This is a genomic window from Paraburkholderia sp. LEh10 (assembly GCF_017814945.1).
GTDB lineage: Bacteria > Pseudomonadota > Gammaproteobacteria > Burkholderiales > Burkholderiaceae > Paraburkholderia.
On the sequence record NZ_JAGIPX010000006.1, the window covers coordinates 45950 to 71109 of the forward strand.

Annotated in this window: 26 protein-coding genes and 1 pseudogene; 5 read left to right on the forward strand and 22 right to left on the reverse strand. The window is 60.3% G+C overall.

The window, feature by feature from the left end; all coding sequences use genetic code 11:
* The first annotated feature begins 110 nt into the window (after positions 1-110).
* The 3 genes and pseudogenes from J8I87_RS06835 to J8I87_RS06845 all read left to right on the forward strand — a co-directional run bounded on the left by J8I87_RS06835 (position 111) and on the right by J8I87_RS06845 (position 2594).
* The gene (locus J8I87_RS06835) at positions 111-1004 is read left to right on the forward strand and encodes a pirin family protein (RefSeq protein ID WP_209930691.1); all 894 of its coding nucleotides are present in this window, start codon (positions 111-113) and stop codon (positions 1002-1004) included.
* A 200-nt stretch (positions 1005-1204) separates the two neighbouring features.
* Positions 1205-1768 (forward strand): annotated as a pseudogene (locus J8I87_RS06840) (aldehyde dehydrogenase family protein); the annotation flags it as partial.
* Between the two features lie 106 nt (positions 1769-1874).
* Positions 1875-2594, forward strand: coding sequence for a glycine zipper 2TM domain-containing protein (locus tag J8I87_RS06845; RefSeq protein ID WP_209930692.1), 720 nt, complete (start codon positions 1875-1877; stop codon positions 2592-2594).
* Between the two features lie 242 nt (positions 2595-2836).
* Here J8I87_RS06845 and J8I87_RS06850 read toward each other — a convergent pair whose 3' ends face one another.
* From J8I87_RS06850 to J8I87_RS06880, 7 genes are all read right to left on the reverse strand, one after another.
* Positions 2837-3145 carry a YciI family protein gene (locus J8I87_RS06850; RefSeq protein WP_209930693.1) on the reverse strand — a complete coding sequence of 103 codons (309 nt, stop codon included), beginning with the start codon at positions 3143-3145 and terminating at the stop codon, positions 2837-2839.
* Positions 3146-3344: 199 nt separating this feature from the next.
* Positions 3345-3668 (reverse strand): putative quinol monooxygenase, encoded by a 324-nt coding sequence (locus tag J8I87_RS06855; RefSeq protein WP_209930694.1) that lies wholly within the window; start codon positions 3666-3668, stop codon positions 3345-3347.
* A gap of 657 nt (positions 3669-4325) precedes the next feature.
* The gene (locus J8I87_RS06860; protein ID WP_313064073.1) at positions 4326-5393 is read right to left on the reverse strand and encodes a porin; all 1068 of its coding nucleotides are present in this window, start codon (positions 5391-5393) and stop codon (positions 4326-4328) included.
* Positions 5394-5615: 222 nt separating this feature from the next.
* Positions 5616-5900 (reverse strand): YciI family protein, encoded by a 285-nt coding sequence (locus J8I87_RS06865; RefSeq protein WP_209930695.1) that lies wholly within the window; start codon positions 5898-5900, stop codon positions 5616-5618.
* A gap of 89 nt (positions 5901-5989) precedes the next feature.
* Entirely contained in the window at positions 5990-6949 is a 960-nt protein-coding gene (locus J8I87_RS06870; RefSeq protein ID WP_209930696.1) for an NAD(P)-dependent oxidoreductase, read from the reverse strand.
* Positions 6946-7728 carry an SDR family NAD(P)-dependent oxidoreductase gene (locus tag J8I87_RS06875; protein ID WP_209930697.1) on the reverse strand — a complete coding sequence of 261 codons (783 nt, stop codon included), beginning with the start codon at positions 7726-7728 and terminating at the stop codon, positions 6946-6948. The genes J8I87_RS06870 and J8I87_RS06875 overlap by 4 nt, the downstream gene beginning before the upstream one ends.
* A 166-nt stretch (positions 7729-7894) precedes the next feature.
* Positions 7895-8218 carry a YciI family protein gene (locus J8I87_RS06880; RefSeq protein WP_209930698.1) on the reverse strand — a complete coding sequence of 108 codons (324 nt, stop codon included), beginning with the start codon at positions 8216-8218 and terminating at the stop codon, positions 7895-7897.
* Positions 8219-8328: 110 nt separating this feature from the next.
* On the opposite strand from J8I87_RS06880, the gene J8I87_RS06885 reads away from it, so the two are divergent.
* Positions 8329-9372 (forward strand): LysR family transcriptional regulator, encoded by a 1044-nt coding sequence (locus J8I87_RS06885; protein WP_209930699.1) that lies wholly within the window; start codon positions 8329-8331, stop codon positions 9370-9372.
* On the opposite strand, the gene J8I87_RS06890 is transcribed toward J8I87_RS06885, so the two are convergent.
* From J8I87_RS06890 to J8I87_RS06900, 3 genes are all read right to left on the reverse strand, one after another.
* Positions 9369-10259, reverse strand: a complete 891-nt coding sequence (locus J8I87_RS06890) for an NAD(P)-dependent oxidoreductase (protein ID WP_245253745.1) — start codon at positions 10257-10259, stop codon at positions 9369-9371. The two genes, J8I87_RS06885 and J8I87_RS06890, sit on opposite strands and share 4 nt — an antisense overlap.
* A 902-nt stretch (positions 10260-11161) precedes the next feature.
* Positions 11162-12235: a maleylacetate reductase gene (locus J8I87_RS06895; protein ID WP_209930701.1), complete on the reverse strand. Its 1074-nt coding sequence runs from the start codon at positions 12233-12235 to the stop codon at positions 11162-11164.
* A gap of 132 nt (positions 12236-12367) precedes the next feature.
* Positions 12368-13252, reverse strand: coding sequence for an intradiol ring-cleavage dioxygenase (locus J8I87_RS06900; protein WP_209930702.1), 885 nt, complete (start codon positions 13250-13252; stop codon positions 12368-12370).
* Between the two features lie 119 nt (positions 13253-13371).
* On the opposite strand from J8I87_RS06900, the gene J8I87_RS06905 reads away from it, so the two are divergent.
* Positions 13372-14355, forward strand: coding sequence for a LysR family transcriptional regulator (locus J8I87_RS06905; RefSeq protein WP_209930824.1), 984 nt, complete (start codon positions 13372-13374; stop codon positions 14353-14355).
* Between the two features lie 83 nt (positions 14356-14438).
* Here J8I87_RS06905 and J8I87_RS46255 read toward each other — a convergent pair whose 3' ends face one another.
* The 12 genes from J8I87_RS46255 to J8I87_RS06965 all read right to left on the reverse strand — a co-directional run bounded on the left by J8I87_RS46255 (position 14439) and on the right by J8I87_RS06965 (position 25139).
* On the reverse strand, positions 14439-14798 hold the full coding sequence (locus J8I87_RS46255) for a cytochrome c (protein WP_209930703.1): 360 nt from the start codon (positions 14796-14798) through the stop codon (positions 14439-14441).
* A 102-nt stretch (positions 14799-14900) separates the two neighbouring features.
* Positions 14901-16511, reverse strand: a complete 1611-nt coding sequence (locus tag J8I87_RS06915; protein ID WP_245253746.1) for a pyrroloquinoline quinone-dependent dehydrogenase — start codon at positions 16509-16511, stop codon at positions 14901-14903.
* 162 nt (positions 16512-16673) lie between these two features.
* Positions 16674-17138: a carboxymuconolactone decarboxylase family protein gene (locus J8I87_RS06920; protein WP_209930704.1), complete on the reverse strand. Its 465-nt coding sequence runs from the start codon at positions 17136-17138 to the stop codon at positions 16674-16676.
* Between the two features lie 46 nt (positions 17139-17184).
* Positions 17185-17490, reverse strand: coding sequence for a putative quinol monooxygenase (locus J8I87_RS06925; protein WP_209930705.1), 306 nt, complete (start codon positions 17488-17490; stop codon positions 17185-17187).
* Positions 17491-18332: 842 nt separating this feature from the next.
* The gene (locus J8I87_RS06930) at positions 18333-18998 is read right to left on the reverse strand and encodes a response regulator transcription factor (protein WP_209930706.1); all 666 of its coding nucleotides are present in this window, start codon (positions 18996-18998) and stop codon (positions 18333-18335) included.
* Positions 18995-20206: a pyrroloquinoline quinone biosynthesis protein PqqE gene (pqqE, locus tag J8I87_RS06935; RefSeq protein ID WP_209930707.1), complete on the reverse strand. Its 1212-nt coding sequence runs from the start codon at positions 20204-20206 to the stop codon at positions 18995-18997. Before pqqE ends, J8I87_RS06930 begins: the two co-directional genes overlap by 4 nt.
* A 4-nt stretch (positions 20207-20210) precedes the next feature.
* Positions 20211-20480: a pyrroloquinoline quinone biosynthesis peptide chaperone PqqD gene (gene pqqD, locus J8I87_RS06940; protein WP_209930708.1), complete on the reverse strand. Its 270-nt coding sequence runs from the start codon at positions 20478-20480 to the stop codon at positions 20211-20213.
* Positions 20477-21175 carry a pyrroloquinoline-quinone synthase PqqC gene (gene pqqC, locus J8I87_RS06945; protein WP_245253747.1) on the reverse strand — a complete coding sequence of 233 codons (699 nt, stop codon included), beginning with the start codon at positions 21173-21175 and terminating at the stop codon, positions 20477-20479. The genes pqqD and pqqC overlap by 4 nt, the downstream gene beginning before the upstream one ends.
* A gap of 89 nt (positions 21176-21264) precedes the next feature.
* The gene (pqqB, locus tag J8I87_RS06950) at positions 21265-22194 is read right to left on the reverse strand and encodes a pyrroloquinoline quinone biosynthesis protein PqqB (RefSeq protein WP_209930710.1); all 930 of its coding nucleotides are present in this window, start codon (positions 22192-22194) and stop codon (positions 21265-21267) included.
* A gap of 359 nt (positions 22195-22553) precedes the next feature.
* On the reverse strand, positions 22554-22628 hold the full coding sequence (gene pqqA, locus J8I87_RS06955) for a pyrroloquinoline quinone precursor peptide PqqA (protein WP_209930826.1): 75 nt from the start codon (positions 22626-22628) through the stop codon (positions 22554-22556).
* Between the two features lie 442 nt (positions 22629-23070).
* The gene (locus J8I87_RS06960) at positions 23071-24069 is read right to left on the reverse strand and encodes a Gfo/Idh/MocA family protein (protein ID WP_209930711.1); all 999 of its coding nucleotides are present in this window, start codon (positions 24067-24069) and stop codon (positions 23071-23073) included.
* A 77-nt stretch (positions 24070-24146) separates the two neighbouring features.
* On the reverse strand, positions 24147-25139 hold the full coding sequence (locus J8I87_RS06965; protein ID WP_209930712.1) for an ABC transporter permease: 993 nt from the start codon (positions 25137-25139) through the stop codon (positions 24147-24149).
* Positions 25140-25160 lie beyond the last annotated feature (21 nt).

The window sequence follows — 25160 nt, forward strand, 5'->3', positions numbered from 1 at the left end:
ATCAGTGGGACACAGAAGTTGCCTTCCGGCCTCTACCGCCGTCATCGTCCCGCCACTACTCTGTATCCATGCAAACAAGGCCGCTGGCCTTTCAACAGGAACATTCGACGATGAAGAAGATTCTCGGCACTTACGGCAACCCCAACTCGCATTGGGTCGGCGACGGCTTTCCGGTGCGCACGCTGTTCTCGCATCAGACGATGGGCCGCCACCTCAGTCCCTTCCTGATGCTCGACTACGCGGGCCCGAAACACTTTGCACCGACAGCGCGCCGTCAGGGCGTTGGACAGCATCCGCACCGCGGCTTCGAAACGGTGACGATCGTGTATCAGGGCGAACTGGAGCACCTCGATTCGACGGGCGGCGGCGGCCAGATCGGCCCCGGCGACGTGCAATGGATGACAGCCGGCGCAGGGATTCTGCATGAGGAGTTTCATTCGCGCGCGTTCGCGAAAACAGGCGGGACGCTCGAGATGGTCCAGCTTTGGGTCAATCTGCCCGCGAAGGACAAGATGACGCCGCCAGGCTATCAGGGCATCCTGGCGAACCAGATTCCGTCGGTCGAGCTGCCCGAAGGCGCTGGACATGTGCGGGTGATCGCCGGCAACTACGCGGGCAACGCGGGTCCGGCGCGCACCTTCACGCCGATGGACGTCTGGGACGTGCGGCTCAACGCGGGACGCGGCGCCACACTGACGCTGCCGGCAGGCAGGACGCTCGCGCTCGTCGTGCTGCGCGGCCAGGTCCGGGTCAATGGCGATGAGCGCGTCGTCAACGACGCACAACTGGTTCTGCTCGGGCAGGAAGGCACTGACGTTCGCGTTGATGCCATCAGCGATGCAACCGTGCTGGTGCTGAGCGGCGAGCCAATCGACGAGCCTGTTGTTGCATATGGTCCCTTCGTCATGAACACGACCGAAGAAGTCCGCGAAGCGGTAGACGATTTCAACAGCGGGCGTTTTGGATCGATGGCCGCAACAGACGAGCGGACCGCAACCGCCTAAGCGTCGCCAAGGCAGTAGAAGCGCTCCTGTTCTGCGTTCTCGAAATGCGGAGGTCGAACAGGAGTGCACCCCGCTGACGCTCCGACGCGTCCGCGACTGCTTTTGCGATTGCTCTTGCGACGAGCAGTCACTCGTGCCCTTCTTCGGTTTCCATGCGGTGCGCCGTGCTGGCACGGCGAGGATTGTGCTTGCTAATTTAGCTGCTGCAAGCCCTTCGTCGCGAGCTGATCCGCAGCGACAATTTCATCGATGGCAAGTGGGTGGCGTCGGCGGGCGGCAAGCGCTTCGACGTCACCGATCCAGCGACGGGCAACGTGATCGCGCAGGTCGCCGACAGCACGGCCGCCGACGCGCGCGCCGCCACCGATGCCGCCGCGCGCGTTCCCCGCCTGGCGCGATGCGCTGCCGAAAGATCGCGTAGACGTGCTGCATCGCTGGCATGCGCTGATGGTCGAGAACGCCGACGCGCTCGACCGCCTGATTTCGCTCGAACAAGGCAAGCCGTTCGCCGAAGGACGCGGCGAGGTGATGTACGGCGCGTCGTATGTCGCGTGGTTCGCGGACGACGGACGCGCATCTACGGCGACCTCATTCCGCAGCAACAGCGCGGCAAGCGCATGAGCGTGATCAGGGAGCATGAAGCCGGCGTGCCGGCGGGCGTGCTGAACCTGATCTCGGCCTCGCGCGAGAACGCGGTGCCCGCTGTCGCCGACTGGCTTGCCGACAGCCGCGTGCGCAAGATCACTTTCACCGGCTCGACGCCCCCCGCACCCGAGGCGCTACAAATGCTTACAAAGCAGGCGCCTCTCCGTGTGCACCGCCGTCGTCGTCGCGACGTTATTGCTGGCACATTCCCAGTGGAGGTCGCAAATGAACGACACGAACAGCATCGCGGGACGCAGCCGCATTCATCCGTTGATCGCGGGCGCAGCTGTGTCCGTCATCCTCGCCTGTGCGACAGGCGTCGCAGCGATGACAGGTATCCTTCCCCTATCACATGCGGTGCCGCCGCCCACCGCGCAGATCGCGGCAGCCAATGCGCAGCCTGCGAGCTTGCCACAGGCGGCACAACAACCCAATCCTGCTCAACCCGCTGTCGAACCGGCGGCCCAGGCTTATGCGCCACAGACGGAACCTGCTGCTCCGCCGCGCGTTCATCATGCACACAAGCCGCACGTCGCACCCGCTCCGCAGTACGCCAACGGCGACTACTCGCAGACGCCTTCGCAACCCTCCGGCGCACGCCAGGTTGCCGCCGATCCGTACGCCGGTGAAGTCGTCGCGATTACGCCGGTTCAAACGTCCGAGCCGACGACCGGCCTTGGCGCAGTCGGCGGCGCTGTTGCGGGCGGACTCATCGGCAATCAGATCGGCGGTGGGCGCGGCCGCATTCTTGCTACGGTCGCAGGCGCCGTCGGCGGCGGTCTCGCGGGTAACGGTATCGAGCATGCGGTACGCAAGCAGACCAGTTATCAGGTGCAGGTCCGCATGGAAGACGGCAGCTACCGCAATTTCAGCTATTCGACGCAGCCGCCCGTACAGATTGGGCAGCGCGTTCATGTGTCGGGCGATACGTTGACGGCTTCGTGACCGATGACGTTGGCTTTGGCTTCTCGCAGACGCCACCGGTGTGCCCAGTGTCAAAGACGTGGTGCTCGTTCGAGTCCGGGCAAAACATGCACGGCCATCGTAGGTGCAGTCCGTTATTGCAGGCAATCCGGTGGCATGCGACATTTTCCTGGGCACGTCCCAGTCGGCTCGACGGAGCCACTTACACCGCGAGCGCTCCGCAGGGGCGGAGCCTCGTTAGGACTGTCGAGTGCCGGGGCTCTTCATTCAGGGTTGACGTCGTTATGCTTTCCGTGCTTCCAGCGGTCGACAATGACTGTCGCAAACAAGCCGGCCTTGGTGAACGGATCGTCCGCGATAAATCGCTCTGCCTCCTCCCATCCCTCGGCGTCCAAAATGAGGAAGCTCCCAGTCATATCTTCATCGCCAGTGCCAGCTCCCGCGCCGAGCGTCGGTCCGCCCACCACGATGCTCGCCGCGTAAGGTCCGAGATATTCGAGATGCGCAGCATAGTTCGCAATCCGGATCGGCAGGCTGCCGGGCTTATCCTTGCGATAAATGAGAAATAGCATGTCTCTTCCTTGCTTCGTTTCGCTCCACGATTTCGCGGAACAATCAATTTGAAAAAAGCCTGCCGCAAGGCTGCGGCAGCACCCATCGGCGTCACAAAATCACCTGCTATAACGTCCCGCGAACGGACGGACTGCCCAAATTGTTCGCCGAGACGGCGACTTTTCGCGACCTGGCGCCACAGCGCCTTGAATCTGCGCATCACTTGGTGCTTTTGACATAATCGCGTACGGGTTCGAGGAACTCCAGCGTGCGCGTGCGCTTGAGCAACGTCGGCAACGCAGCTTCGTATTCGCGCCGATATGGCGCCTTCAGGTGATGAGATTGGAAATGCTCGCGGCTGCAGGCCCATGTTTCATAGAGAACGAGCGTGTCCGGATCATCCACTGACCGGTGCAGATAGGTGTTGATGAAGTCAGGCTCCTCGGCCATCCTCTCCAGGACCGCGATAAGCTTGCTTTCGAGCTCTTCGCGATGCTCCGGCTTGCCGGGCAGATGAACGATGAACGAAGTTTTGTCACTCATGGCATTGCTCCTTGAAATGTGATGGCGCGCCTTGGGTTTCCATCCAGATGTATTCAGGCGCTAAGGTTGTACGGCTGTCCTAGGGGGACCGAATACCGCCAGAGACACCGCCGTAGTTCTGGCGAGGTGTAGACAGCGAATGGGCCGCCAATCACTCGTGGAGCCCAACCAACACCACCCCGTTTCCGGCCGAGCGTCTTCCACACGCGCAATGGATTCCGCGCCGTAATGATTGAAGCGCCGCAAGGTCGCGTCTCCCATACGATTACTGTAGGCTGAAGTCCTACTGGGAAAAATGCGTCGCAAGAAGAAGATATTTCCACTGTACGGACGAATCGACCTTGCAAGGCGCGGAGCGCTTGGGCCGCAACAGCCATTGGTAGAGCCGATAACACTCGTTCGATATTCTCGAACGTCCTCGGTAAGAGCTTGGAACGTCAAACGAGACCCAGCGGTTCATAGTTTCTCCACGCCTTGATCATCTTCGACCAAGCTTCACAGGACACACACCATGAATCGCTTCAACAGCCTGAGCGCCACCCGGCGTCGCCATTGTCTGCACAGCGGCTATGGCCAAACAGGCACAGTCGGTAGCACGCGGAGCAGGCAGCGTCATTGGTCAGTTCACGCGGGCCGTTTCAAGCAAACACCTCGCGCTTAAAAGTAGTGCATGACGCCGAAGTACCCGCCCTGTTGGTGGTGCCCGGCAAGAGGGGGTTGATCCGCGGTTTCGACCGGAAACGCAGCACTGCCACCGTTGAACATCGCGCCGAACGTTCCGTAGAACGAGGTGCGTTTCGAGATGTAGTAGTCGGCGCCGACGACGCCGAGGGTGCCACTACCGCCTCCGTTATTAACGTTCGCGTGGAAGACACCGGCCCGCAAGAGGAGTGCTGCCGAGGCTTGCCAATTCACACCAATCCATTCCTGCTGGCTGCGAGTAGATGCAGTGGGATTGTTGGCCTCGGCAATCGTGTCGTGTCCCGACGAAACCAACTGCTCAAAGCCGCCCAGGATCTTGATCTGCTCCCAAGTAAAGGTTCCACCAACCATGTACTCGCGGGAAGCGCTATACAGGCTGGAAAACTTTCCGTTCGCGTCACGAATCTCTTCGTAGACGCCGCGCAAGTTCAACCCGCCGGCCGTATAGCTCGCACTGGCGCTCATCTGTCGGCTACCGCGATAGTTGCCAGCCTCATTGCCGAAGCCATATTGCCCGCGGAACTCCAGCCCACCGTATTTGAGAGAGTTGTATGTGACGGTATTCGCACGCGAGCCCCAGGAGCGCCCGTACACCAACGTCGCGATACCAATGGACTGTTCGCCGAGCGGGTCGAGGTAGAAGCCAGTTTCGTCAGTCAAGCTCATGGCGCGTCCTACCCACAAGGAACCGAACCTGTCGCTCGCCAGACCGACATAGGCATAGCGGTTAAACAAGCTGTCTCCGGGTAGTTGGCCCGTGCCAGCCGAAAACATGCTTTCCAGGTTGAATACTGCGTGAAGGCCGCCGCCCAAATCCTCCGAGCCCTTTAGCCCCCACCAGCTAATGCCGTACTGGTTACTCCCGAATCTGTACACGTTTTTGGACTGTGCGCTTGCCGTCGCCACGTTGCTGACGAAGTCGAATCCAGACCCTACGCGTCCGTACAGTGTCACACTGCTTTGCGCGTGAGCCGAACATATACCGGCCGCAAACAACGCAGCGAAGCGCATCAATCGTTTCACTTAGGTATCCTTATATTAATCGATGTGTTTTTCCAAGCTACCTTGTTATTCACAGTGGGCTTTCTACGCTGCGAAGATCGACATGAAGCAATTGCTGTTTTTTATTTTGGAAGCAATCGCCCGAAATCGCCTTCACGGCTCTTTCGGAAAAACGATGCCGACATATCCGAGAGGGTTGGACTGCGTGAATCAACACGCGGCTGCCTCGCGGCAGCCGTCATGTCAACGATTGTCGACGCGCTTCAAGAACGGACGAATCTCGACGCTGCGCCAAATGCCGGCCTTATTGAACGGATCATCCCGGTTGAAATGCCTCACGGCGTCGAGATCGTCGCTTTCGTACAGAAAGAAGCTGCCGATCATCGTCTGACCATCTTCGTCGAGGAGCGGGCCCGAGATGATGGTCGCGATCGGCGAAGTCGCCAGATATGCCTTATGCGCTTCGTAATATTCGCGGCGCTTGTCGACCATTCCTTCGTGATCCAGGCAATAGACAGTGAAATGCATGTTCTCGCTCCAAATGTTTTGCGGCCGTCCGGCCACTGTTCAAGAATTTGGTAGGCTCGGCGTTGGTCGTCCCAGCCCTGTGTCGTTGCTCACGGATTGCTTTTATCCGCGTCGGCGATGTGCCCGGGCGCGAGCGCCGGTTCGTCGTTAATTGCAGCCATCCACTCGAACAGCTTGATCACCGAGATGTAGTCTTCCTGCGCACCACCATGGGCAATACGGGTCTCGAACATCTGTTGTGACAGTGAACACAGCGAGACCGGCACACTGTTTTTCCTGGCCGCAGCGAGTATCAAGCCGATATCGTTGGCAAGCAGTTCGGTGGTCATCTGCGGCGCGAATTCGCGCGCGCGCAGCAGCGGCAGTTTGTAATGCAACATGGGCGAACCGACCGGACTTGCGGCGATCACGTCGAGCATCTGCGACCAGTCGAGGCCCCCGCGACGGCCTAGTGCAAGCGCCTCACCGAGCCCGCACGCCGTCACCGCGATCAGCAGGTTGACGACGAGCTTCGCGTAACGAGCCTCCTCGGCACCGCCGACGAAGAACTGGCGGCTGCCGAACACGTCGATCAGCGGGCGCGCGTGTTCGTACACCGCGGGATCGCCGGAGACCATCAGCATCAGCGTTCCCTGTTCGGCGTGGGTTACCGTTCCTGACATCGCGACACGCAGGTAGCTGATCTGCCAGGACTCGGCGGCCCGCGCAACCTCTGCAGAGACGGCGGGCGAAACCGTGCTCGTATCGATGAACACCGCGCCCTGTCGCGCGTTGGAGAGCAAGCCCTGCTCGCCGATCGAAATTGCTCGCAGCGCATCGTCGCCAGGGACGGTCGACACGATGATGTCGGCGTTGCGTATTGCTTCCGCGACCGAATAGGCGGGTAACGCGCCGAGGGCCACGATTTCAGCAAGACACGCCGGGTCCGTGTCAAAGGCCGTCACGCGATAGCCTGCTGCGATCGCGCGGGCGCAGAGCCGCCGGCCCATTGTTCCTACACCGATCCACGCGATGCGCGATTGTGGATCCAGTTGCGCAGGCTCGGTCACACCAGCACCATCCCGCCATCGATTGCAACGATCTGCCCGGTCATGTAGTCAGAATCACTCGATGCCAGGAACAGCGCCGTACCGGCCACCTCGTCGGCCTGGGCGGGCCGGCCAAGCAGGATTGCCGAAGAGAACGACTCGATGGCCTCGCCGGGCTTCGAGCTGGAGCCGATTGCCATTAGATCCTTGTCGAGCGTTTCCCACAGCGGCGTGGCAACCACGCCGGGCGCGAAGCCATTCACCGTGATCCGATGCTGTGCAAGCGCTCGCGCGCCAGCCTGAATCAATGCCACGACCGCGAACTTGCTTGCGCAGTATGGCGCGAAATCGGGGTAGCCCTGCCGGCTGGCGATCGATGCCGTATTGACGATCTTGCCGCCATGCCCCTGTTTGATCATGACCTTGGCCGCTTCCTGCATACCGATCAGCACGCCGAGCGCGTTCACTCTGAGTACCGCGTTCCAGTTTTCCTCAGTCACTTCAAGAAAGGGCATGGGCTTGTTAAAACCCGCGTTGTTGAACATCAGATCGAGCTTGCTGTATCGCTCGGTCGTTCGCGCGATGGCTGCGCGAACCTGCTCGCGATCCGCTACATCGGTCTGTGCGGCGAGCGCCTCGCCGCCATCGTCGCGGATCCGCTGCGCCGCCGACTCAGCCAGATCGCGATTCAGATCCGCAATCGTCACGCACGCCCCCTCGCGCGCCAGCCGCTGCGCGATCGCGAGGCCGATACCCTGAGCTCCGCCCGTCACTACTGCTACTTTTTCCTTAAGTCTCATCGCTCGCTCACTGTTAGTTTCGACTCCGTGCGCTAAGTAAATACTGCGCCCCGATCACCCTATTCCACAGGCCTACAGTACTCGCCAATCAACCGAAAGTCGCCTGTTCGAGTGCCACCCGCATGGGCCCGCAGCCTCAGGCCGCGAGATGCCAGTTGAGATGCCACTAGCGCGTTGCCGCGCCCGTTTGGCGGACCGTCAACGCACTCATCGAGTAATCCCAGCGCTTGATCTTTACTTCCTTGAACAGTCCCGCCAGGGTGAATGGATCATGCGCGACGAAATCGCCAACATCCTTGAGGTCGTCAGACGAAATGATCATAACGGCGCCGTTCACATTGCCCGCCTCATAATCGAGCGTCGCTCCGCCGTGAAGTACCTCCACCCTCGTCTGTTCGACGAGGTAGCGCAGGTGTGCATTCAACGTCCGCTCGCGGAGTGACAGAAGATCGGGCTTGTCTTCGAATATCAGTACATAGAGGCGGCTCATGAGGCTTGTCCTTCTCGCGACATATTTGATCGTGACTCCACGATATCTTTTACGCGCTCGAACAAAAAGTGCAAAAAATGGCACCGACTGATCAATAAATTAAATGTATAGTGGACGCGAATGCACGCATCGGAGCGCAACCGAGGGATTGCCCGAAGTGCGCGAGAGCGGATGCTGTCGCCTCGCCGTTCGGAGCGGATAATCGTTCTGGTAACCCGATTGAAACATTCCACGAGGATGATCAATTGTCGACTCCCCGCACCTCGCTTGAAGAATGGGCCGTGCTCAGCGCGGTCGCCGAAGAAGGGAGTTTCGCGCGCGCCGGCGTCAAGCTAAGCCGAAGCCAGAGTTCGATCAGCTATATGCTTACGAAGCTGCAGGAACGCCTCGGCGTCGAGTTGCTTCAAATCGAAGGACGGCGCTCGGTATTGACGACGGAAGGCCGAGTACTACTCGGCATGGCGCGCGAGATATTGGTAGACGCACATCGGCTGGAGGCTGTCGCGCGGCATCTTTCGGCTGGTTGGGAAGCCGAAGTGCGCCTGCTGGTGGATGGCGTGTTTCCCACCAATCTATTGCTTCAGGCGCTCAGCCGGTTTCGCAGCGAAGTGCCGCATACGCAACTGCGCATCGAAGAAAGGGCAAGCGACAGCGTGGATCGAGCGCAGTCGGGCGAAGCCGACATCGTGGTCAGCGCGGACGAGTCGCATCGCAATATCGGCGAGCCGTTGATGCAACTGGACTTCGTGGCCGTTTCGCACCCCGCGCATGCGCTGCAGACACTGGGACGGCCGATACAGGACAGGGATTTGTCCGATCATACCCAGATCGTCACGACCGACACGGATTCGCTGTTCCTGAAGCAAGAAGAGCGCGCGAATCGCACGCCGCAGTGGACCGTTCAGAATATTCACACTTCGATCGCAGCCGTAGTGCAGGGCCTCGGTTTCGCCTGGATGCCCCAGCACGTGGTCCAGCCGCTCGTCGATCAGGGCAAGCTCAGGCTGCTGCAATTGCCTCAAGGCAACCGCCGTACGGTGCAAATTTATATGCGATTCACCAATCCGGAAATCGCCGGGCCTGCGACCCGCGCGTTGGGGACCATGCTGCGCGACGCCGCCGCTGCGGGCGGCACACGCCGTACTACGGGCTAGTCGAGTTGTGAGTCGGCTTCGATGGCGCGCAGAATCGAAAAGAAATCGAGTTCCGCGCCGTCGCCGCCCGCGTAGGCCGCGAACTTGTTTTTCACCAGCGTTGCCGCTTCCATTCGCACACCGGCGCGCTCGCCCGCGTCGACCACGAGAGACATATCCTTCAGCATCTGCGTGGAAGAAAACGCCGGTGAGAAATCACGCTGCCTGAGCGATTCGAGCTTGTATTTGATCAGCGGCGATGCCACGACGCTGTCGCCGATGACATCCAGCATCTGCTTCCAGTCGAGCCCGCCCTTGCGGCCGAGCGTCAGGGCCTCGCCAAGCAGCACGGCCGTCGACCCGACGAGATGGTTGATGGCGAGCTTGAGATATCGCGCCTCCTGGTCACCGCCCACGTAGTACTGTTTCGATGAGAGGGTGTCGAATACCGGTTTCACGATCGAATAGGCTTGCGTGGGACCAGATGCGAATACCGTCAACTGCGCCGTTTCAGCAAGCACAGTGCTGCCCGACACGGGGGCTGCGACGTAGTGCACGCCGCGCGAGCGCGCCGCGTCGCGCACGGTTTCGGACGCCCTCGGCGAAACCGTGCTCATATCAACATACACCGTGCCGGCGCGCGCCGCCGCAATGACGCCGTCCTCACCGAGCGCGATTGCCTTGAGTGCGGCGTCGTCGGGAATGATCGAAAAGATTACGTCGACCGCGCCCGCCAGGTCGCGCACGCTCGGCGCGACATGCGCGCCTTTCGCGGCCTGTTCGCCGCAGCGCGCCTGATTGATATCGAACACGGTCACGTCAAAGCCGCCCTTCAGCAAGTTGTCGGTGATCGGTACGCCCATCTTGCCGAGGCCGATCCAGCCCACTTTTAGGCCGGTGTGAGTCATTGGATTGCTCATAAATCATTCCTCTTCGAGGCAGTGATGCCCTGGTTCACTGCGGGTTGGTAAGAATTTTCAGCTTGAACACCTATTTGGTTGTCCACGCCGCGCGAGATCAAATCGTGAATGTCCACAGCGCTGCTTCGCGTCGTCGTGGTTCGCGATGGTGATCATCACCTGCTTGTTCTTGCCCACGTTCTCGGAGACTTAGTCCCGCATTCGAAAATGCCGATCACACAAGGCGGCCCCTTCTTGGGCGAATGCGTGCGAACTGGCCGCAATCGAGAGAGTGAGCAAAGCCCATTTAGCGTACCGTGCGAAGCGGTTCAGGATTTTCATGTTTCGTCTCCGTGGATCCGTGCTATCGGTCCGACTGCCCGCAGGCGAGGTCCTTCCGACGTGGGTTATTTCGTGGCCACGATATCTTCAAAGACAATGAACAAAAAGCTCAAAGAATCGCCGTTATCGTGTGGATTTTTCGATGGGTCCGTGCCTGAAGGCTGTTTCTGTGGGCGCGCGCAAAGGATTGTCCTGAGGTCGGTTCACTCGCGGCCGCCGCGCGCATTGCAAGTGCCCCCTGCGTTCAAGAAAGTCGGTCAATGCAATCGGCTTATTCGATGATTTGATGACTCAAGGCAGGCGCGAATTCTGGGGCACCGATCCGGAGATGAAAACCGTTGCGCGGTTATCGTTGTGCCGTTGGACCGGACGGCTCACCGAGCGCAGCACCATGCCAGGCGCAAGCACGGCGACCGCGACGAGCGCCTCCACACCCTTTCCCTGATTACCTGCGTGTCTGATCACAGGACGCGAACGCCGACGACTGCGGTGTTGCTTTGGAAGGGCCTATGATCAGTCTCTAGCGACACGCGTCGATGGCTAGCCGGATCGGCGATCGGTTACGAGCCTTAATAGCGATCGCGAGGTGGCGCTCCGTCGAATGCATCCTGCAAGAGGGCACGCAAGCCATCGCGACCAATCGGGCGCGGGTTCCAATACGGGCGCTCGCTTGCGATGTCAGCGGCTCGGTCGAGATCTTCCGCGGCCATCCCGATATCCTTGAGCGCGACCTGCGCGCCATTGGCTCGCGCGAGCTCATACACGCCTGATGCGGCGGTCGCGGACCCGAGCGCGCGTGCAATTCGGCTCATTGCTTCCGGTGCTGCGCTCGCGTTGAACGCAAGCGCATGCGGCAACACGATGGTATGAACCTGAGCATGGGGCAAATTGAAAGTGCCGCCCAGCGTGTGACACAGCTTGTGGTGCAAAGCCATGCCGACGCTTCCGAGGACCGCGCCCGAAAGCCACGCGCCGTAAAGCGCTAGCGATCGTGCGTCGATGTCGCTGGCATTCGCGACGATTGCCGGCAGGGCTTTCGCGAGTGCGCTGATTCCTTCCTCCGCCATCAGACTCGTGACCGGATTCGCGTCCTGCGAGTACAGCCCTTCTGCGGCGTGCGCGATCGCGTTAATCCCGCTAGTGACTGAAAGTTCAATGGGCAACGAGCGCGTCAAGTCCGGATCGTAGATCACAGTCTTGGGCAGTACCCGCAGGTCGGTTCCGGTACGTTTGAGAGCCCCTTCCGTCACTCCGAAGATAGGAGTCATCTCACTGCCCGCATAGGTAGTCGGAATAGCGAGAATCGGCAGCTCGGACTCGAGGGCGATTGCCTTGCCGAGTCCGATCGTGGACCCTCCGCCAACGGCGACAGCGCAGTCTGCGTCCAATTCGCGAGCGAGTAATCTCGCTTCTTCGGCGAGTTCGATGGGCACGTGCATCGTCGCGCGTGCAAACACGCCAGCGGACCTTTCTCCAAGTCGTGCAGCAATCGCTTCGCCGATCGCGTGCTGCTCGGGACTGCACAGGACCAGCGCACGCCTCGCATTCAGATGCGATAGCTCCCGTTCGAGATGCTGCAGGCTCCCGGCGCCAAACACAACGCGCCCGGCCCGGCCTTGGTATACGAAATCAAGTTTGGTCATATGTAACGCTGTCTGTAGGTTTGTACGTGCGTGCCCGAGAGCGCGGGCAACTGACGCATGGCCGCTCTCGTTCGAATCCAGCCGACATCCGGATGCCGAGCTTCGTCTCTAATGGAGTGCATCAGGAGTGCATCACCGACTGGCCGCCGTCGGGTTGAGGATGAAATCGTAGTCGAGGGTATAAAAAGGCCGCTCCATACGCGTGCCGTCCGGCGCGATCCCGGCTTCCTGCCGATTCCAGTCCGCGATGAGGGTCGACCTCACGCCAAAGACCACGTCGGAGTCGAGATACCTATCGCCGTTGCGGAACACGTGAGTGATCAGCGTTTCGTAGCCCTGCGCCTGAATCATGAAATGCAGGTGCGCAGGCCGCCACGGATGACGTCCCGTGGCCGCTAGCATGCGTCCGACAGGTCCATCGTGCGGAATGGGATAAGCTTCGGCCAGGATCGAGCGGAAGTAATAGTGCCCATCGGCCCCAGTTCGGAGCTTGGCACGGGCGCGATGCTGCAGCGCTTCACCCGGTTGCAATTGCGCCTGGACGTCGTAGAAACCATCTTCGTCAGACTGCCATACGTCGAGCAGAGCGCCGGCAATTGGACTGCCGTCGAGACCCACCACCCTTCCCTGCACGAAGCAGGTTTCGCCTCGCGCACCGTTCGCAATGTCATCGCCGCAGTTGTATTCGGGCGCGTCTTCAACGAAGAACGGCCCAAAAACCGTCGCCTCGGTGCAAGCCGCGGGCTTCTTGTTGTTCTGCGATGTGACGAGCGTCGAAAGTCCGAGTGTGTCGGACAAAAGGATGAACTCCTGGCGTTTGTCGTCGGTGATGTGACCGACATCGGTCAGGAACTGGATTGCGTCAAACCATTCGTCTTCCGTGAGTTCCACTTCCCGGGCAAATGAGTGCAGATGCTGCACGAGCGAGGTCATGATCCTACGCAATCGCTCGTTGCGGCACCCGGCCATCGAAGCGAGCACGGCTTGGGTAATGGTGTCTTCGTTAATGTTTTGCATCTTGCACGTCTCCAAATATGCACTTAAGCATGCGTTCTACGATACGTTAGTCGTTCTCTTCGAGAGAAAAAATGCACTATAGTCAAATGACCTTCCCGCTCAATGGAACAATCCGCGGCATGGATCGCTGGCTGCAGATAGAGCTTTTCGTCTTGACCGCGGACCTGGGTAGCTTGTCCAAGGCCGCCGAGCGCCTTGAGATGTCGAGCGCGGCGGCGAGCCGCACGTTGACCGCGCTTGAGGCCCGTCTTGGAACGCGTCTGATCGAGCGCACGACTCGGCGTCAATGGCTCACCGATGCCGGGCGCGATTATCATCGCCGTTGCACAGCGGTACTGGCTGAGATGGCCGAAGCGGACGCGGCAGCCACCGATGCGACCCTCCGTCCCCGCGGTGTCCTGAGAGTTACAAGTTCGGTATCGTTCGCCGTGATGTATATTGCTCCGTGGCTTGCGGAGTTCAGTGATAAATACCCCAATCTGTCGGTCCAGATCGTAACGGCGAATCGGTATCTTGACTTCATCGAATCCGGCATCGACGTCGCCATTCGCACTCGGCAGGACGAAGGCGATGCGAGAATAACCGTGCGCCGTCTCGCCGAAACGCGCCGAGTGATGGCGGCTTCCCCAGCTTATCTGGCCGCGCACGGCCGTCCTTCCGAGCCTGAGGATCTCGCGCGCCACCGACTGCTGATCTACAACCTGGCGGTGGATCCCTACGTCGCGCACCTTCGGCGCGGCGATGAAACCCGCACCATACCCATCACGAGCGCGCTCGACTCGAACGAAGGACAGGTGATCTGCGCCGCCGGACGTGCCGGCATGGGTATCGTCATCCAGCCGCTTTACATCATCTACGAGGATATCGTCGCTGGATTGATGATTCCAATCCTGGAAGACTGGCAACTGCCAAGGCTGACGATTAATCTGGCGTACCAGAGCAGGCGTCATCAGCCCGCGAAAATCCGCGTATTCACCGAGTTTCTCCTTGAGCGCGTCGAGAAGCTTCAACTTGAGAGGAAGTGGACCGGGACTTTCCAAAGCGACTCCAATGCCTTGGACCGGCCGCGCCTCCCCGTCCACCTGGCGGATGCTGCGAACTAGGCACTGCGATGCACGCCTGGCGCGGATCTGGTCCACCCATCGTCGTTGGACGATGCGGGCTCCGCTAACGCGCCGATCCAGCATCAAAGCGTCTGCACATAGCTAACTACATCACGCACGTCGTCTTCCGTCAGCGGAGCGGGGTATAGCCGTGGCATCGCGGCCCTTGGCTCCTTGATCTGATGTGCTATCTGCGGGCCGGATAAGCGGCTCTCGACTTTCCTTAGACTGGGCCCGAGTCCGCCGCTGCCGGCAGTGCCGTGACAGACTACACAATAGCGATTGAACAACAGCTTGCCATGCGCGGAGTCGCCTGAGGTGGCAACCGCGGCGGGAGCCGGATCGCCAGCGGTCCCGGAAGCGGGAACTCCGGCCAGTGTCTGACCTGGCATGCTAAACCAGGCGGCGAGCAGTGTGATGATGGTAACGAAGCGGGATTTCATGTCATTCTCGGATGCTCGTCCCGAGCAGGTACGGGACCTGAGCGGACGATGTGTCGGTAAGATCGCGCCGGCGACGCTCGGCCGCAACGCCGGCGCGCGTGATTACAAGCCCCAGACCACAATGCTGGGCAGGCCCGGGCCGCCAAAGGTGACCCGTGACACGTTGCCCGTCGTCGCAGCTACATATTGCTTACCCTTGGCGGCGTAAGTGATGATCCCGCCACCCATTGACCCATCGAGCTTCTGGGACCACAGGAGCTTTCCCGTGGCCGTCTCGAACGCGAGGAAGTTGCCAGCGGTATCGCCGCTGAACGTCAACCCGCCTGCGGTGGGCGTCAGAGCGGCCACCACCGGTGCTTCGGTATGAAATTTCCATTTGACGGCACCCGTTTCCGCGTTGACTGCCGTGATCCAGCCAGAAGGCTTCGGATCGTTGAGCGGGGTCATCGAGCCTCCGAAGCGCAACTGGCCGCGCTCGTAGTCGGGACCGGTGGCCTTGTGAATCGTGCACCAGTCGACAGCCCCGACCAGGATCAGCCGATTGTCCTCGTCGTAAGCCGGACCGTTCCACTCGGTGCCGCCAATGAAGCCCGGACATGCCTTCGCGCCGGCCTTCGTTGGTTTGGGCGCTTCCTTGAACTGCGTGGTGACGGGAGTCTTGAACAGCATCTTGTGCGTGTTTCGATCGACGGCGAGCAGGTAACCGTCCTTGCCAGCAACCGCGGCAACTTCCTGGATCTTCCCGTTCTGATACAGCATTGCCGGGGCGCTCAGGTCATAGTCCCAGGGGTCGTTCTTTTGCGTCTGATACCACCACTTGAGCCCACCCGTGCGAGCATCGAGCACGACAAGTGAATTCGTAAACAGGTTGTCGCCAACTCGCTCGTCGGGAAGCATGTCCTGTGCGGGATTGCCGACGCTGACAAACAACTCGCCGGCGCGCACATCCAGCGTGTATGAACTCCAGGTGCCGCCGCCGCCAATCTGGGACGCGGTGGCCTTTTTCCAGGTATCGGCGCCCACCTCCTTGCCCCGCGGGATCGTGTTGAAGCGCCAAAGTTCGCGCCCGGATTGTGCGTCGTACGCCATGATGCGACCGCGGATTCCCCAGTCGCCGCCGGCAATGCCCATGAACACCATGCCGTTCCACGCGATCGGGGCGGCCGACGCGAACTCGCCGTACGAGGTATCCGCGATCACGTTGTCCCATACCTTCGAGCCGGTCTTCGCATCGAGCGCGATCAGGTGGCCGTCGGGTGTACCCCGGAACAACAGGCCGTTCAGATAGGCCGCACCGCGGTTCACTGGAAACGGCATGTGCGTAAGTGGCTTATAGGAAGACTTCCAAAGCGACTTGCAGTTGGTCGGATCGATGGCGAATGTGTCGAGCGCCGTCGTCACGTACATGGTCCCGTCGACCAGGATAGGGCCGGCTTGCAAGGAGCCGCCGTCGGACAGTACGAGCCGGCAGACCTCCTTCAGTTGGGTCACGTTCTTTGTGTTGATCTGCGTCAGGTGCGCATAGCGTTGCGCGGCATAGTCGTTGTGATAGGTCGGCCAGGTGCTATCGGCGAGATCCGGGTCTTCGCCCACCCCTGCGGCTGCCGAGGCGGCAAGACTCACTGCGGCGAGCAGGATTCCGGCCGTGAGCCGTCCTAAGATGTTCATGCAAGTCGTTTTCATACAGTCTCCGTTCTTATAGAACAGGCTCAAGCCGTGAAATGTGCGTGCGAACGCCGCCGCCCGGATCGACTCGTGCGGTTCCGGTCTGACGACGAACGGGTTTCCAGAGGATTGGGGGTGCCGCGCCACGGGCGCGAAGCGGAGCAGCGCGGCCGTGGCAAAGCTGATGGCGCTAGCGCGCCCGCGCTGCGCTCATTTTTTCTTGCCCTGCACGAGCCAGGCCGCGTACATCTTCTTGACCGCATCGGTCGCAGGGTCCAGTTGCATAATCGCGCCGAACATCTCCGCGCCGTACATGAACGAAACCCAGCACGACAACTCGACGATCTGCTCCGCGCTGAAGTGTGTGCGCAACTCATCAAACACTTCGTCGGCGATGCCTGTCGGGCTTTGCGCGACGGCAGTACCGAAGCGGACGGCCGCCGCCACACGCGGGTCATCGTAATGAGACTGCGGGTCGCCCAGCGATGCGCAGAACTTGCAGCCGCTCTGCTGCGCGACGGCACGGCGCACTTCCTCCTTCAGGTCAGAGTCGACCGTTCCCCCGAAGCGCAGGAACTCGTCCATTTCCATCCATTTCTTTGAGATGTCCTTTCGGTGATCCATGACGTTGAAGTAAGGGGTACCTGATCGCGTGGCTTGTTCAAGGCGGGGCATGTTGTGTCTCCTGGATTAGGGGTTACGATTACTTCTTTAGCGGTCTTTAGATGCTGACCAGCAAGGGGCTTTTCATTTCGAAGAACTGCAGATCGACGTCCGATTCGAGATAGTCGAGCCGGTGCTCCCAGAAATCAGCGAGGTGCGGCATAGCCAGATGCCGGTCCAGGCTTTCCCGGCTACGCCAGTTCTCGTAGAACATGAAAAGGTTGGGGTCGTCTACGCTGCGGTGAAAGTGATAGTCGATGCAATCGGCTTCGAGTCGCGTGGGCTCGACAAGCGATTGCAGGACCTGCTCAAGCGCCTCTCGCTTCTCGGGCTTCGCGTGTAGGTAGGCGATCAGGGTTAGCATCGGAAAGCTCCTTCTAGTTGCAGCGGGCGTCCATTGGAGCCCGCTTGATGGGAAACATTGACCCCGCCCGTGCCCGTAACGGCCGACGGCAGGATTCCACTGCCGGACGTTGCGCCTGCAACGAGCCGGATAGAACGAACGGATGTCTCACGTTACTGAGCGTCTCAACGCTCAGCCTGCGCCTCGATCTGACGCGCCCGAACTCTGGGCAGATCCGTGCGAACTGGCCGCGATTGAAATGGTGAATAACGTCAATTTCTGGCACCTGCCGAGGCGTTCGGTCCTTTCATGTTTGTCTCCGTCGATTCCGTCGCTATCGGTCGGCTTTTGCAAGCGAGGGAGAGGCGTTTCCGGTAGCGATTTACGGCTAACGATACCTTCAAAAACCATGAACAAAAAGCGCAAACAACGGCAAATTTTCTTCTTGTTTTTCGAACGTTTTATGATGTGACCGCCATTTTTAATGCGTCCGTGCAGGGATTACCCTTGAGTCTGCGCGCCGTCCCGTCCCTAAGCACGACGAAAGGTCTGTATCTTCGGAAAAGTCGATCGGTCTGATCGGCCTTTTTGATGGATCGTTCATTTCGGACAGGCGCGCGAATCGATTGGGGCCGTCCGGGGGCGCCCCGACTGTCTTCAGCTTTGGTTATGAGGCGAGTGCGCTGCCACTCACGGAAAGGGCAATCAGGGACGACTACACCCCGCGTATGGCGGATCTTCCGTTCGGCTTTGTTTAAGCAGCGTGTCTTGTCACAGGAAGGACCTCGCATGCTGGCCGCGCGCCAGCATGCGTGCCGGGGGCGATCGCCTCTAAAATCCGACGATCCCATCGCCGTGAAATCTTAAGGAAACGGCAACGCCGCGACGCCAACCTGCAGCCCGAGCCGCGTCGCGATCTGGGCAAGCTGCACGCCGTTGTCGGCGCCAAACTTCTGTCGGATCACCGACTGATGATTTGCGACCGTTTTTGGGCTCAGACCAAGCTTCTCAGCGATGTTCGGCAACGTGTAGCCCTGCACCAGTAGCCGCAGCACTTCGAACTCGCGTGGCGACAACTGCCTGCCGCCTGACGCGCCGTCCTGGCAGCCGTTACTCAGCGCGAGCGCGTGCGACACGTCGGGGCTCAGATAACGCTTGCGCCGTGCGATCTCATGCACCGCTTCGACCAGTATATCGGGCGCGCTCGCCTTCGTGACATAGCCCAACGCGCCGGCGTCGAGCGCGCGCCGCACGAATACCGCTTCCTCGTGCATGCTGAACGCGAGCACCGCCGTGCCCGGTTCGCGAGCCAGCATCCGGCGCATCGCCTCGATGCCGCTCGCGCCCGGCAAGGACACATCCATCACGACCACCTCGGGCGCGAGCACACAAAAGCGCTGATAGGCCTCGGTCGCATTGCCGGCTTCGCCCACGACATTCACATCGCCGCACCGTTCGAGCAGGCGCGTGTAGCCCTCTCGGACCACTGCGTGGTCATCGACCAGCAGCACCGCGATCTTGCGCATCATGATCGTTCGCGTGAGTTCGCGTCGGTGCGAAATATAATCGGCTGGTCCCTGAGGGATGCGCGCCGCAGCGCGGCCTGCGGGCGCGCGGCCGCGAATCGCACGGTCTGCTCGACGGCGCCATGCAACCGCGACTTATCACACACCGGGTCGGTGTTGGCAGCGTCGCCCGTCAACAGATAAGCCTGACAGCGGCAACCTGCAAGATCGTGTTCCTTCTCGTCGCAACTCCGACACGGCTCCTTCATCCAGCCGAAGCCGCGATAGCGCTGGAACGCGTCGCTGTAATACCAGATGTCCGCGAGCGGCCTCTCCGTCACGCGCGGTAGCACGAGCCCCGGCAGCGAGCGCGCCGCGTGGCACGGCAGCGCGAGCCCGTCCGGCGAGATGCCGAGGAACAGGTTGCCCCAGCCGTTCATGCAGCGCTTCGGGCGATCCTCGAAGTAGTCGGGCACCACGAACAGGATCTTGCAGCGCCCGCCGATGCGCTCGCGATACCGTTGCACGACGGCTTCGGCCTGCTCGACCTGCGCGCGCGTCGGAATCAGTTCGGCGCGGTTAAGGTAAGCCCAACCGTAATACTGCGTGTTCGCCAGTTCGAGGTACTCGGCGCCCATCTCGAGCGCCATGTCGATAATCCTGTCCACATGGGGCAGATTGTAGCGATGCAGCACGCAGTTCAGCACCATCGGAAAGCCATGTGCCTTGATCGATGTCGCGACCTTCTTCTTCAGGTCGAAGGTGCGCGTGCTGCTAAGAAAATCGTTCAGCTCTTGCGTCGAGTCCTGGAAGGACAGCTGGATGTGATCAAGGCCCGCGTCCTTCAACGCGCCAAGTCGCTGGTCGGTCAAGCCAATACCCGATGTAATCAGGTTCGTATAAAAGCCAAGCTTGCGTGCTTCCCCGACGAGCACTTCGAGATCGTCGCGCAGCAGCGGCTCGCCTCCGGACAACCCAAGCTGTGCGGCGCCCAGCGCGCGTGCTTGGCGCAACACGTCGAGCCACTGCGCAGTGCTCAATTCCTGTCCGAGCGACGCGTAGTCAACGGGGTTCGAGCAGAAAACACAGTGCAACGGACAGCGATAGGTTAGCTCCGCCAGCAGCCACAGAGGTGGGCCAACTGGCGGGTCAGCGAGCGGCACCACAGTGCGCGGGCTGGCGTCCGCATGGGTGGACTGTATTGAGTTACGCGGGTCGGCGGCATCGTTCATCGCATCACTCCAGCCAGCCACGTCGTTCGGCTTCGTCGACGAACGCCAGCACTTCATGGCCGATTTCGCGCGTATTGAACGCCGCTTCCAGGTCGGCGATCAGCGCATCGACGTCGCGTGTGCCGTCGCAGCGCAACAAGATTTCGGACGCGCTCTGATTGAGCTTCACCATCCCTTCCGGGTACAGTAGTACATAGGCTTGCTGTACCGGTTCGAACTGAAGCCGGTAAATCGGCTTGAGCTTCAACAGTCGGATGCCGGAAATACCGTTCATTGCACAAACGCCTTTTCGATCGAATCGAGCATGGTCCAGAGGATATCGAGCTTGAACTGCAGGATGTCCAGCGCGCGTTGCTGCTGTTCGCGACGTGTGAAATGTTCAAGCGTCACTTCGAGACCATGTTCGACATCGCGGTTCGCGAGCGAGATTCGCGAACGGAAATACGCGAGGCCGTCCGGCTCGATCCACGGATAGTGCTCGGGCCAGCTTGCAAGCCGGTCACGATGGACTTGCGGAGCGAACATCTCGGTCAGTGACGAGCACACGGCCTCCTGCCAAGGCGCGCGGCGCGCGAAGTTCACATAGGCGTCGACGGCGAAACGCACGCCCGGCGTCACCTGCCTGAGGGACCACAATTCGTCGCGCGCTAATCCTACGGCGTCGCCGAGCCGCGCCCACGCTTCGATGCCGCCCGCCTGGTCCCCGAAGCCATCGTGATCGAGAATGCGTTGCATCCAGCGACGGCGCGTCGCGCGATCAGGACAGTTGGACAGGATCGCGGCGTCCTTCAAGGGAATATTGATCTGGTAATAAAAGCGATTCGCGACCCAGCCACGGACCTGTTCCCGCGAACATCCACCGCTATTCATCTTCACGTTGAACGGATGATGAATGTGATACGCGGCACCCTTCGCACGCAGTTGCGTTTCGAATTCGTCGCGTGTCCAGGCACTGCGTTCTGAGTCCATCGAGTCTCCGTCTGTGTATTCGTGTTCCGTGCGCGATGCAGCCGATGCACTGCGTCCGCGGGGGCTTACGGCGGGCATCACTTCCCGTATCACATTTCGAATTGCATGCCGTCGTGGGCGACTTCGATTCCGTGCCGTTCGAGTTCCGCGCGTTCCGGCCCGCGCTCCCTGAGAATCGGATTCGTGTTGTTGATATGGACCAGCACCTTGCGCACGTTCGGGCGAGCGATGGTATCGAGCACTTCTATCATGCCGCCCGTGCCTGTCAGCGCCAGGTGCCCCATGTCTGCGCCGGTTTTGCTCGACAGCCCGAGGCGGATCATCTCGTCGTCGGTCCAGAATGTGCCGTCGATGAGCAGCAGGTCCGCGCTGCACATCGCGGCCATCACATGCGGCTCGATCACGCCGAGGCCTGGCGCGTAGAATGCACGCTTGCCTGTCGCACTGTTTTCAAATACCAGGCCGATGTTGTCGCCGGCGACCGGCGAGTTCCGGCGCGGTGAGTACGGCGGCGCGTTGCTGGTAAGCGCGAGTGCAGTCACCTTCACATCGGTGAGGAACGGGATCGCGAGCGTCGCCCCGTCACCGCCAACCGCCGGTATCTGCCGGCGCTCGATGCGGCAGTAGCTCGACAGGATGGGCCCGATCGGAAAGCCGCTGCTTAGATCCTGCCACACGGACGCGGTCGCATACAGCGGCAGCGGGCAGTGATGCTCGCGCAGCATCAACAGTCCGCTCACGTGGTCGATCTGCGCGTCCATTGCCAGTATCGCAGCGATCCCGCTGTCGCGGACCGCGCGCGCCGGCTGGAGCTCGGTGTTCGATGCGATCTGCGCGAGAATGTCGGGCGACGCATTAACGAGCAGCCAGTCTGCATTGTTCGTCGTGACCGCGAGCGACGATTGTGTGCGTCGCAGCGCATCGACCGTGCCGCGTCTGAAGCCGTCGCAATTCGGGCAATTGCAGTTCCATTGAGGGAAGCCGCCACCCGCTGACGAGCCTAGTACCTTGATTTTCATAGCAGCGTTCGCGAGGTCAGTTTGTCGTGATCGTTGAATTCACTCTTGAGTACACTGGCATGCACTGTCATGTCGCGACTGCCTGAGCAGGCCCACGCTCGACAAGTGCTTCGTCGGGTGGTGGTCATGCTCGTGCCGCCTCTGCCTGCTACCTCCAACGCCACAAGTGAGGCGGTTGTCGAACCCGCGGGCTTCCGTCCGATAGTGCAATCCTTGTCCCGCCCCAAGCACAATGCTGAACTCGGACGCGCTCGTAAGCGCGCCCGACAACGGCCACCGTGAAACTCAATTGCAGCACTGCGCATTGGGGTTTCCTCGGTTGCTTTACGCGGTGGCCTTTCAACGGCACGGCGATGCCGCTATCGATTCGCGACGTACATCGTGATTTCGAAACCCAAACGCAGATCGGTGTAAGCGGGTGTCGTCCACTTCATATAGCCTCCTTGATTGCTAAAGCCCAATTGGATCGAAAGTCGGATTGCCCCGACGTTCGATTGCCCGGATGATTCCGAGCGGTTGCAGCGGCGATCCCATTTGAATGCATCGCCCACTGATCCTCGTTTCCCGGCAAGTTGCCGAGGTACTCCGCAGTTCGAACGGCTTTCCCGACTCGCTCCTCGGCGTTGAGCCTGTCTCGACAATCACTCTACGGCGAAGCTGCAGAAAGAAAAATGCGTCCTCGGAAAAAGATATTTCCCTCGGGTGGACGAATCGACCACTGAGCGACACTTCGTCATGCGAGCTTGCCCGGACCGCCGGCCAGACTGCGACGCTAATAACAGCGAGTGCCCAACCTTAACCGTATGAGATCCATTCATCTCATTGATTCATGAGTGGAGATTCTGTCCGGCCTCGCCGGCACTTGCTGTTCCTATATCACGCGACTGATTCCATGCGACCCGACTTGGCGCCGCGAATGATGGCTTCGAGGAGCGCGATGTTGTTGACCATGTCCTCGCCAGTAATTGGATAGTTCTCACCCGACTTCACGGCTTTAGCAAACGCCTCAAGGTTGGTCAAAACGGCCTCCGCTTTTCCCACCTCAGTGGTAGTGATCGGCTGTCCGGCCAATCCCTTGGTCACAACCCAGCCGTCGGGTGCCTCGACATGCGCCCGGTCACGAATATCAATCCAACCCCTTGTCCCGTAGACTGCAAATCGGGAAATGAACGGATACGAGAGACTCGCGCTGATATAGGCCGTACCACCGCTTTGAAACCGACAAAGCGCACTCATCGTATCGCCCGACGGCAGTTGTGAAGCCAGTTGCTCGCACGTAACCAGCACCTGCTTCGCAGGCCCCATCAGTTTCACTGCAAGGTCCGTGAGATGAATCCCCGTCGCGGTCATGCCGGCGGCAGGCGCGTGATCCGGTTGCAGACGCCAGTTATCCGCGCTCAATGAGAGGAATTTGTCGTGGCTGAAGTTCGCTTCAATCTGCACCAGCCGGCCAAGCTGCCCTGATGCAGCAAGCTGAAGCATCTCCGCCACAGGAGGCTCGAAGCGACGCTCGTGTCCCATGCCAAGCACCAACCCTGCTTCCTTGCACATTGCGATAGACTGTTCCGCACCCGCTCGGGTGAGCGCGAGGGGCTTCTCGCAGAAGACATGCTTGCCGGCACGCACGGCGCTTGCAATCTGCGCCTCATGAAGCGAATGCGGCGTCGCGAGGATGACCGCGTCGACTAACGGGTCCGCTAACGCTTCCTCATAGCTGGCGCTGAACGCGATCTTGTTCTCGGCGGCAAAGGGACTGCTGGCCTCGACGTTGGGATCGACCGCTCGCACAATTCGCATTTCGTCGCTGTGAGATTGAACCAGCGTCGTCATTTTCCGACCCCACCAACCCAAGCCAATCATCGCAACATTCAGCATTTCCTTCTCCACTTCAACTTTTATTGTGACGGGAACATTCCCGATCCAAAGAGCCGCGCTCAAAGAGTTGACCGCTGCTATTTGACGAACTCGATTTTCGAGCGATCGAGCAGCAGAGCTACGGCAAGAACCACGACCACTCCTTTAATGACGATCTGCGAAAACGGATTCACGCCGCTCACGTTCAGCCCGTTGCTCATGACCGTGATTACCAGTACACCGAAAAGCGCCCTATGAACGCCTCCGATACCGCCTGAGAGGGCCGTGCCTCCGATCACCACCGCTGCGATGGCATCAAGCATCAGGTCGTCGCCCATACGGGACGCGCCCGTTCCGCTTCTTGCCACCAACAGGAATCCGGCGAAGCCAGCAAGAAGCCCGCTCATCAGGAAGGCACCGGCCTTTACCGCAAACACACGCACGCCCGACAGTTCCGCAACAGCCTCTCCACCGCCGACTATCATGAGATTTCGGCCGAAATGCGTGCGAGCTGCGACAAGGGAACAAAGCAGAAAGAGGGCAAGGGACCAGAGCGCCACATTCGGAATGTTGAGCAACATACGTCCTGAGGCCAGGCAAGCGATGCTGGAATCGCTGAAAACAACATTCGCTCCGCCCGCGAGCCAGGTCGATACGCCAGTGAAGATTCCCATCGTGCCGAGCGTGGTCAGAAACGACGGGATTCTCCCCAGGAGATGAAGCGCGGCATTGAAGGCGCCTGCGGCAAGACCAATGGCCATGGCGACCGGAAGGGCCCACAATCCAAACGAATAGTCCCTGACTACGAGTGCAGTTGCGATCGCCGTGAGCGTTGCGACCGCACCTAAGGATAAGTCGATTGATCCGACGAGAATGACGAAGCTGGAACCCGTGGCCACCAATAGTAAGATGGCCGACTGCCTCATTACGTTGAAAAGGTTCATCATCGACAGAAAGCGCTCATTGGAGAGCCCGAAGACAAGCGCTTCGATCACGAGCAGTACCACCGGAAGAAGAGTCACGAATAGCGCCTGCCGTCGGACCATTTGGAAGCCGACGGTGAACGGTGTGACTAATGCCATGTTCGACATGATTGACGATCCTTGAATATG

Coding starts and splice junctions, on each gene's coding strand:
- J8I87_RS06835 (WP_209930691.1), top strand. CDS start 111: ATGAAGAAGATTCTCGGCACTTACGGCAACCCCAACTCGCATTGGGTC.
- J8I87_RS06845 (WP_209930692.1), top strand. CDS start 1,875: ATGAACGACACGAACAGCATCGCGGGACGCAGCCGCATTCATCCGTTG.
- J8I87_RS06850 (WP_209930693.1), bottom strand. CDS start 3,145: ATGCTATTTCTCATTTATCGCAAGGATAAGCCCGGCAGCCTGCCGATC.
- J8I87_RS06855 (WP_209930694.1), bottom strand. CDS start 3,668: ATGAGTGACAAAACTTCGTTCATCGTTCATCTGCCCGGCAAGCCGGAG.
- J8I87_RS06865 (WP_209930695.1), bottom strand. CDS start 5,900: ATGCATTTCACTGTCTATTGCCTGGATCACGAAGGAATGGTCGACAAG.
- J8I87_RS06875 (WP_209930697.1), bottom strand. CDS start 7,728: ATGAGACTTAAGGAAAAAGTAGCAGTAGTGACGGGCGGAGCTCAGGGT.
- J8I87_RS06880 (WP_209930698.1), bottom strand. CDS start 8,218: ATGAGCCGCCTCTATGTACTGATATTCGAAGACAAGCCCGATCTTCTG.
- J8I87_RS06890 (WP_245253745.1), bottom strand. CDS start 10,259: ATGACTCACACCGGCCTAAAAGTGGGCTGGATCGGCCTCGGCAAGATG.
- J8I87_RS06895 (WP_209930701.1), bottom strand. CDS start 12,235: ATGACCAAACTTGATTTCGTATACCAAGGCCGGGCCGGGCGCGTTGTG.
- J8I87_RS06900 (WP_209930702.1), bottom strand. CDS start 13,252: ATGCAAAACATTAACGAAGACACCATTACCCAAGCCGTGCTCGCTTCG.
- J8I87_RS06905 (WP_209930824.1), top strand. CDS start 13,372: ATGGATCGCTGGCTGCAGATAGAGCTTTTCGTCTTGACCGCGGACCTG.
- J8I87_RS46255 (WP_209930703.1), bottom strand. CDS start 14,798: ATGAAATCCCGCTTCGTTACCATCATCACACTGCTCGCCGCCTGGTTT.
- J8I87_RS06920 (WP_209930704.1), bottom strand. CDS start 17,138: ATGCCCCGCCTTGAACAAGCCACGCGATCAGGTACCCCTTACTTCAAC.
- J8I87_RS06925 (WP_209930705.1), bottom strand. CDS start 17,490: ATGCTAACCCTGATCGCCTACCTACACGCGAAGCCCGAGAAGCGAGAG.
- J8I87_RS06930 (WP_209930706.1), bottom strand. CDS start 18,998: ATGATGCGCAAGATCGCGGTGCTGCTGGTCGATGACCACGCAGTGGTC.
- pqqE (WP_209930707.1), bottom strand. CDS start 20,206: ATGAACGATGCCGCCGACCCGCGTAACTCAATACAGTCCACCCATGCG.
- pqqD (WP_209930708.1), bottom strand. CDS start 20,480: ATGAACGGTATTTCCGGCATCCGACTGTTGAAGCTCAAGCCGATTTAC.
- pqqC (WP_245253747.1), bottom strand. CDS start 21,175: ATGGACTCAGAACGCAGTGCCTGGACACGCGACGAATTCGAAACGCAA.
- pqqB (WP_209930710.1), bottom strand. CDS start 22,194: ATGAAAATCAAGGTACTAGGCTCGTCAGCGGGTGGCGGCTTCCCTCAA.
- J8I87_RS06960 (WP_209930711.1), bottom strand. CDS start 24,069: ATGCTGAATGTTGCGATGATTGGCTTGGGTTGGTGGGGTCGGAAAATG.
- J8I87_RS06965 (WP_209930712.1), bottom strand. CDS start 25,139: ATGTCGAACATGGCATTAGTCACACCGTTCACCGTCGGCTTCCAAATG.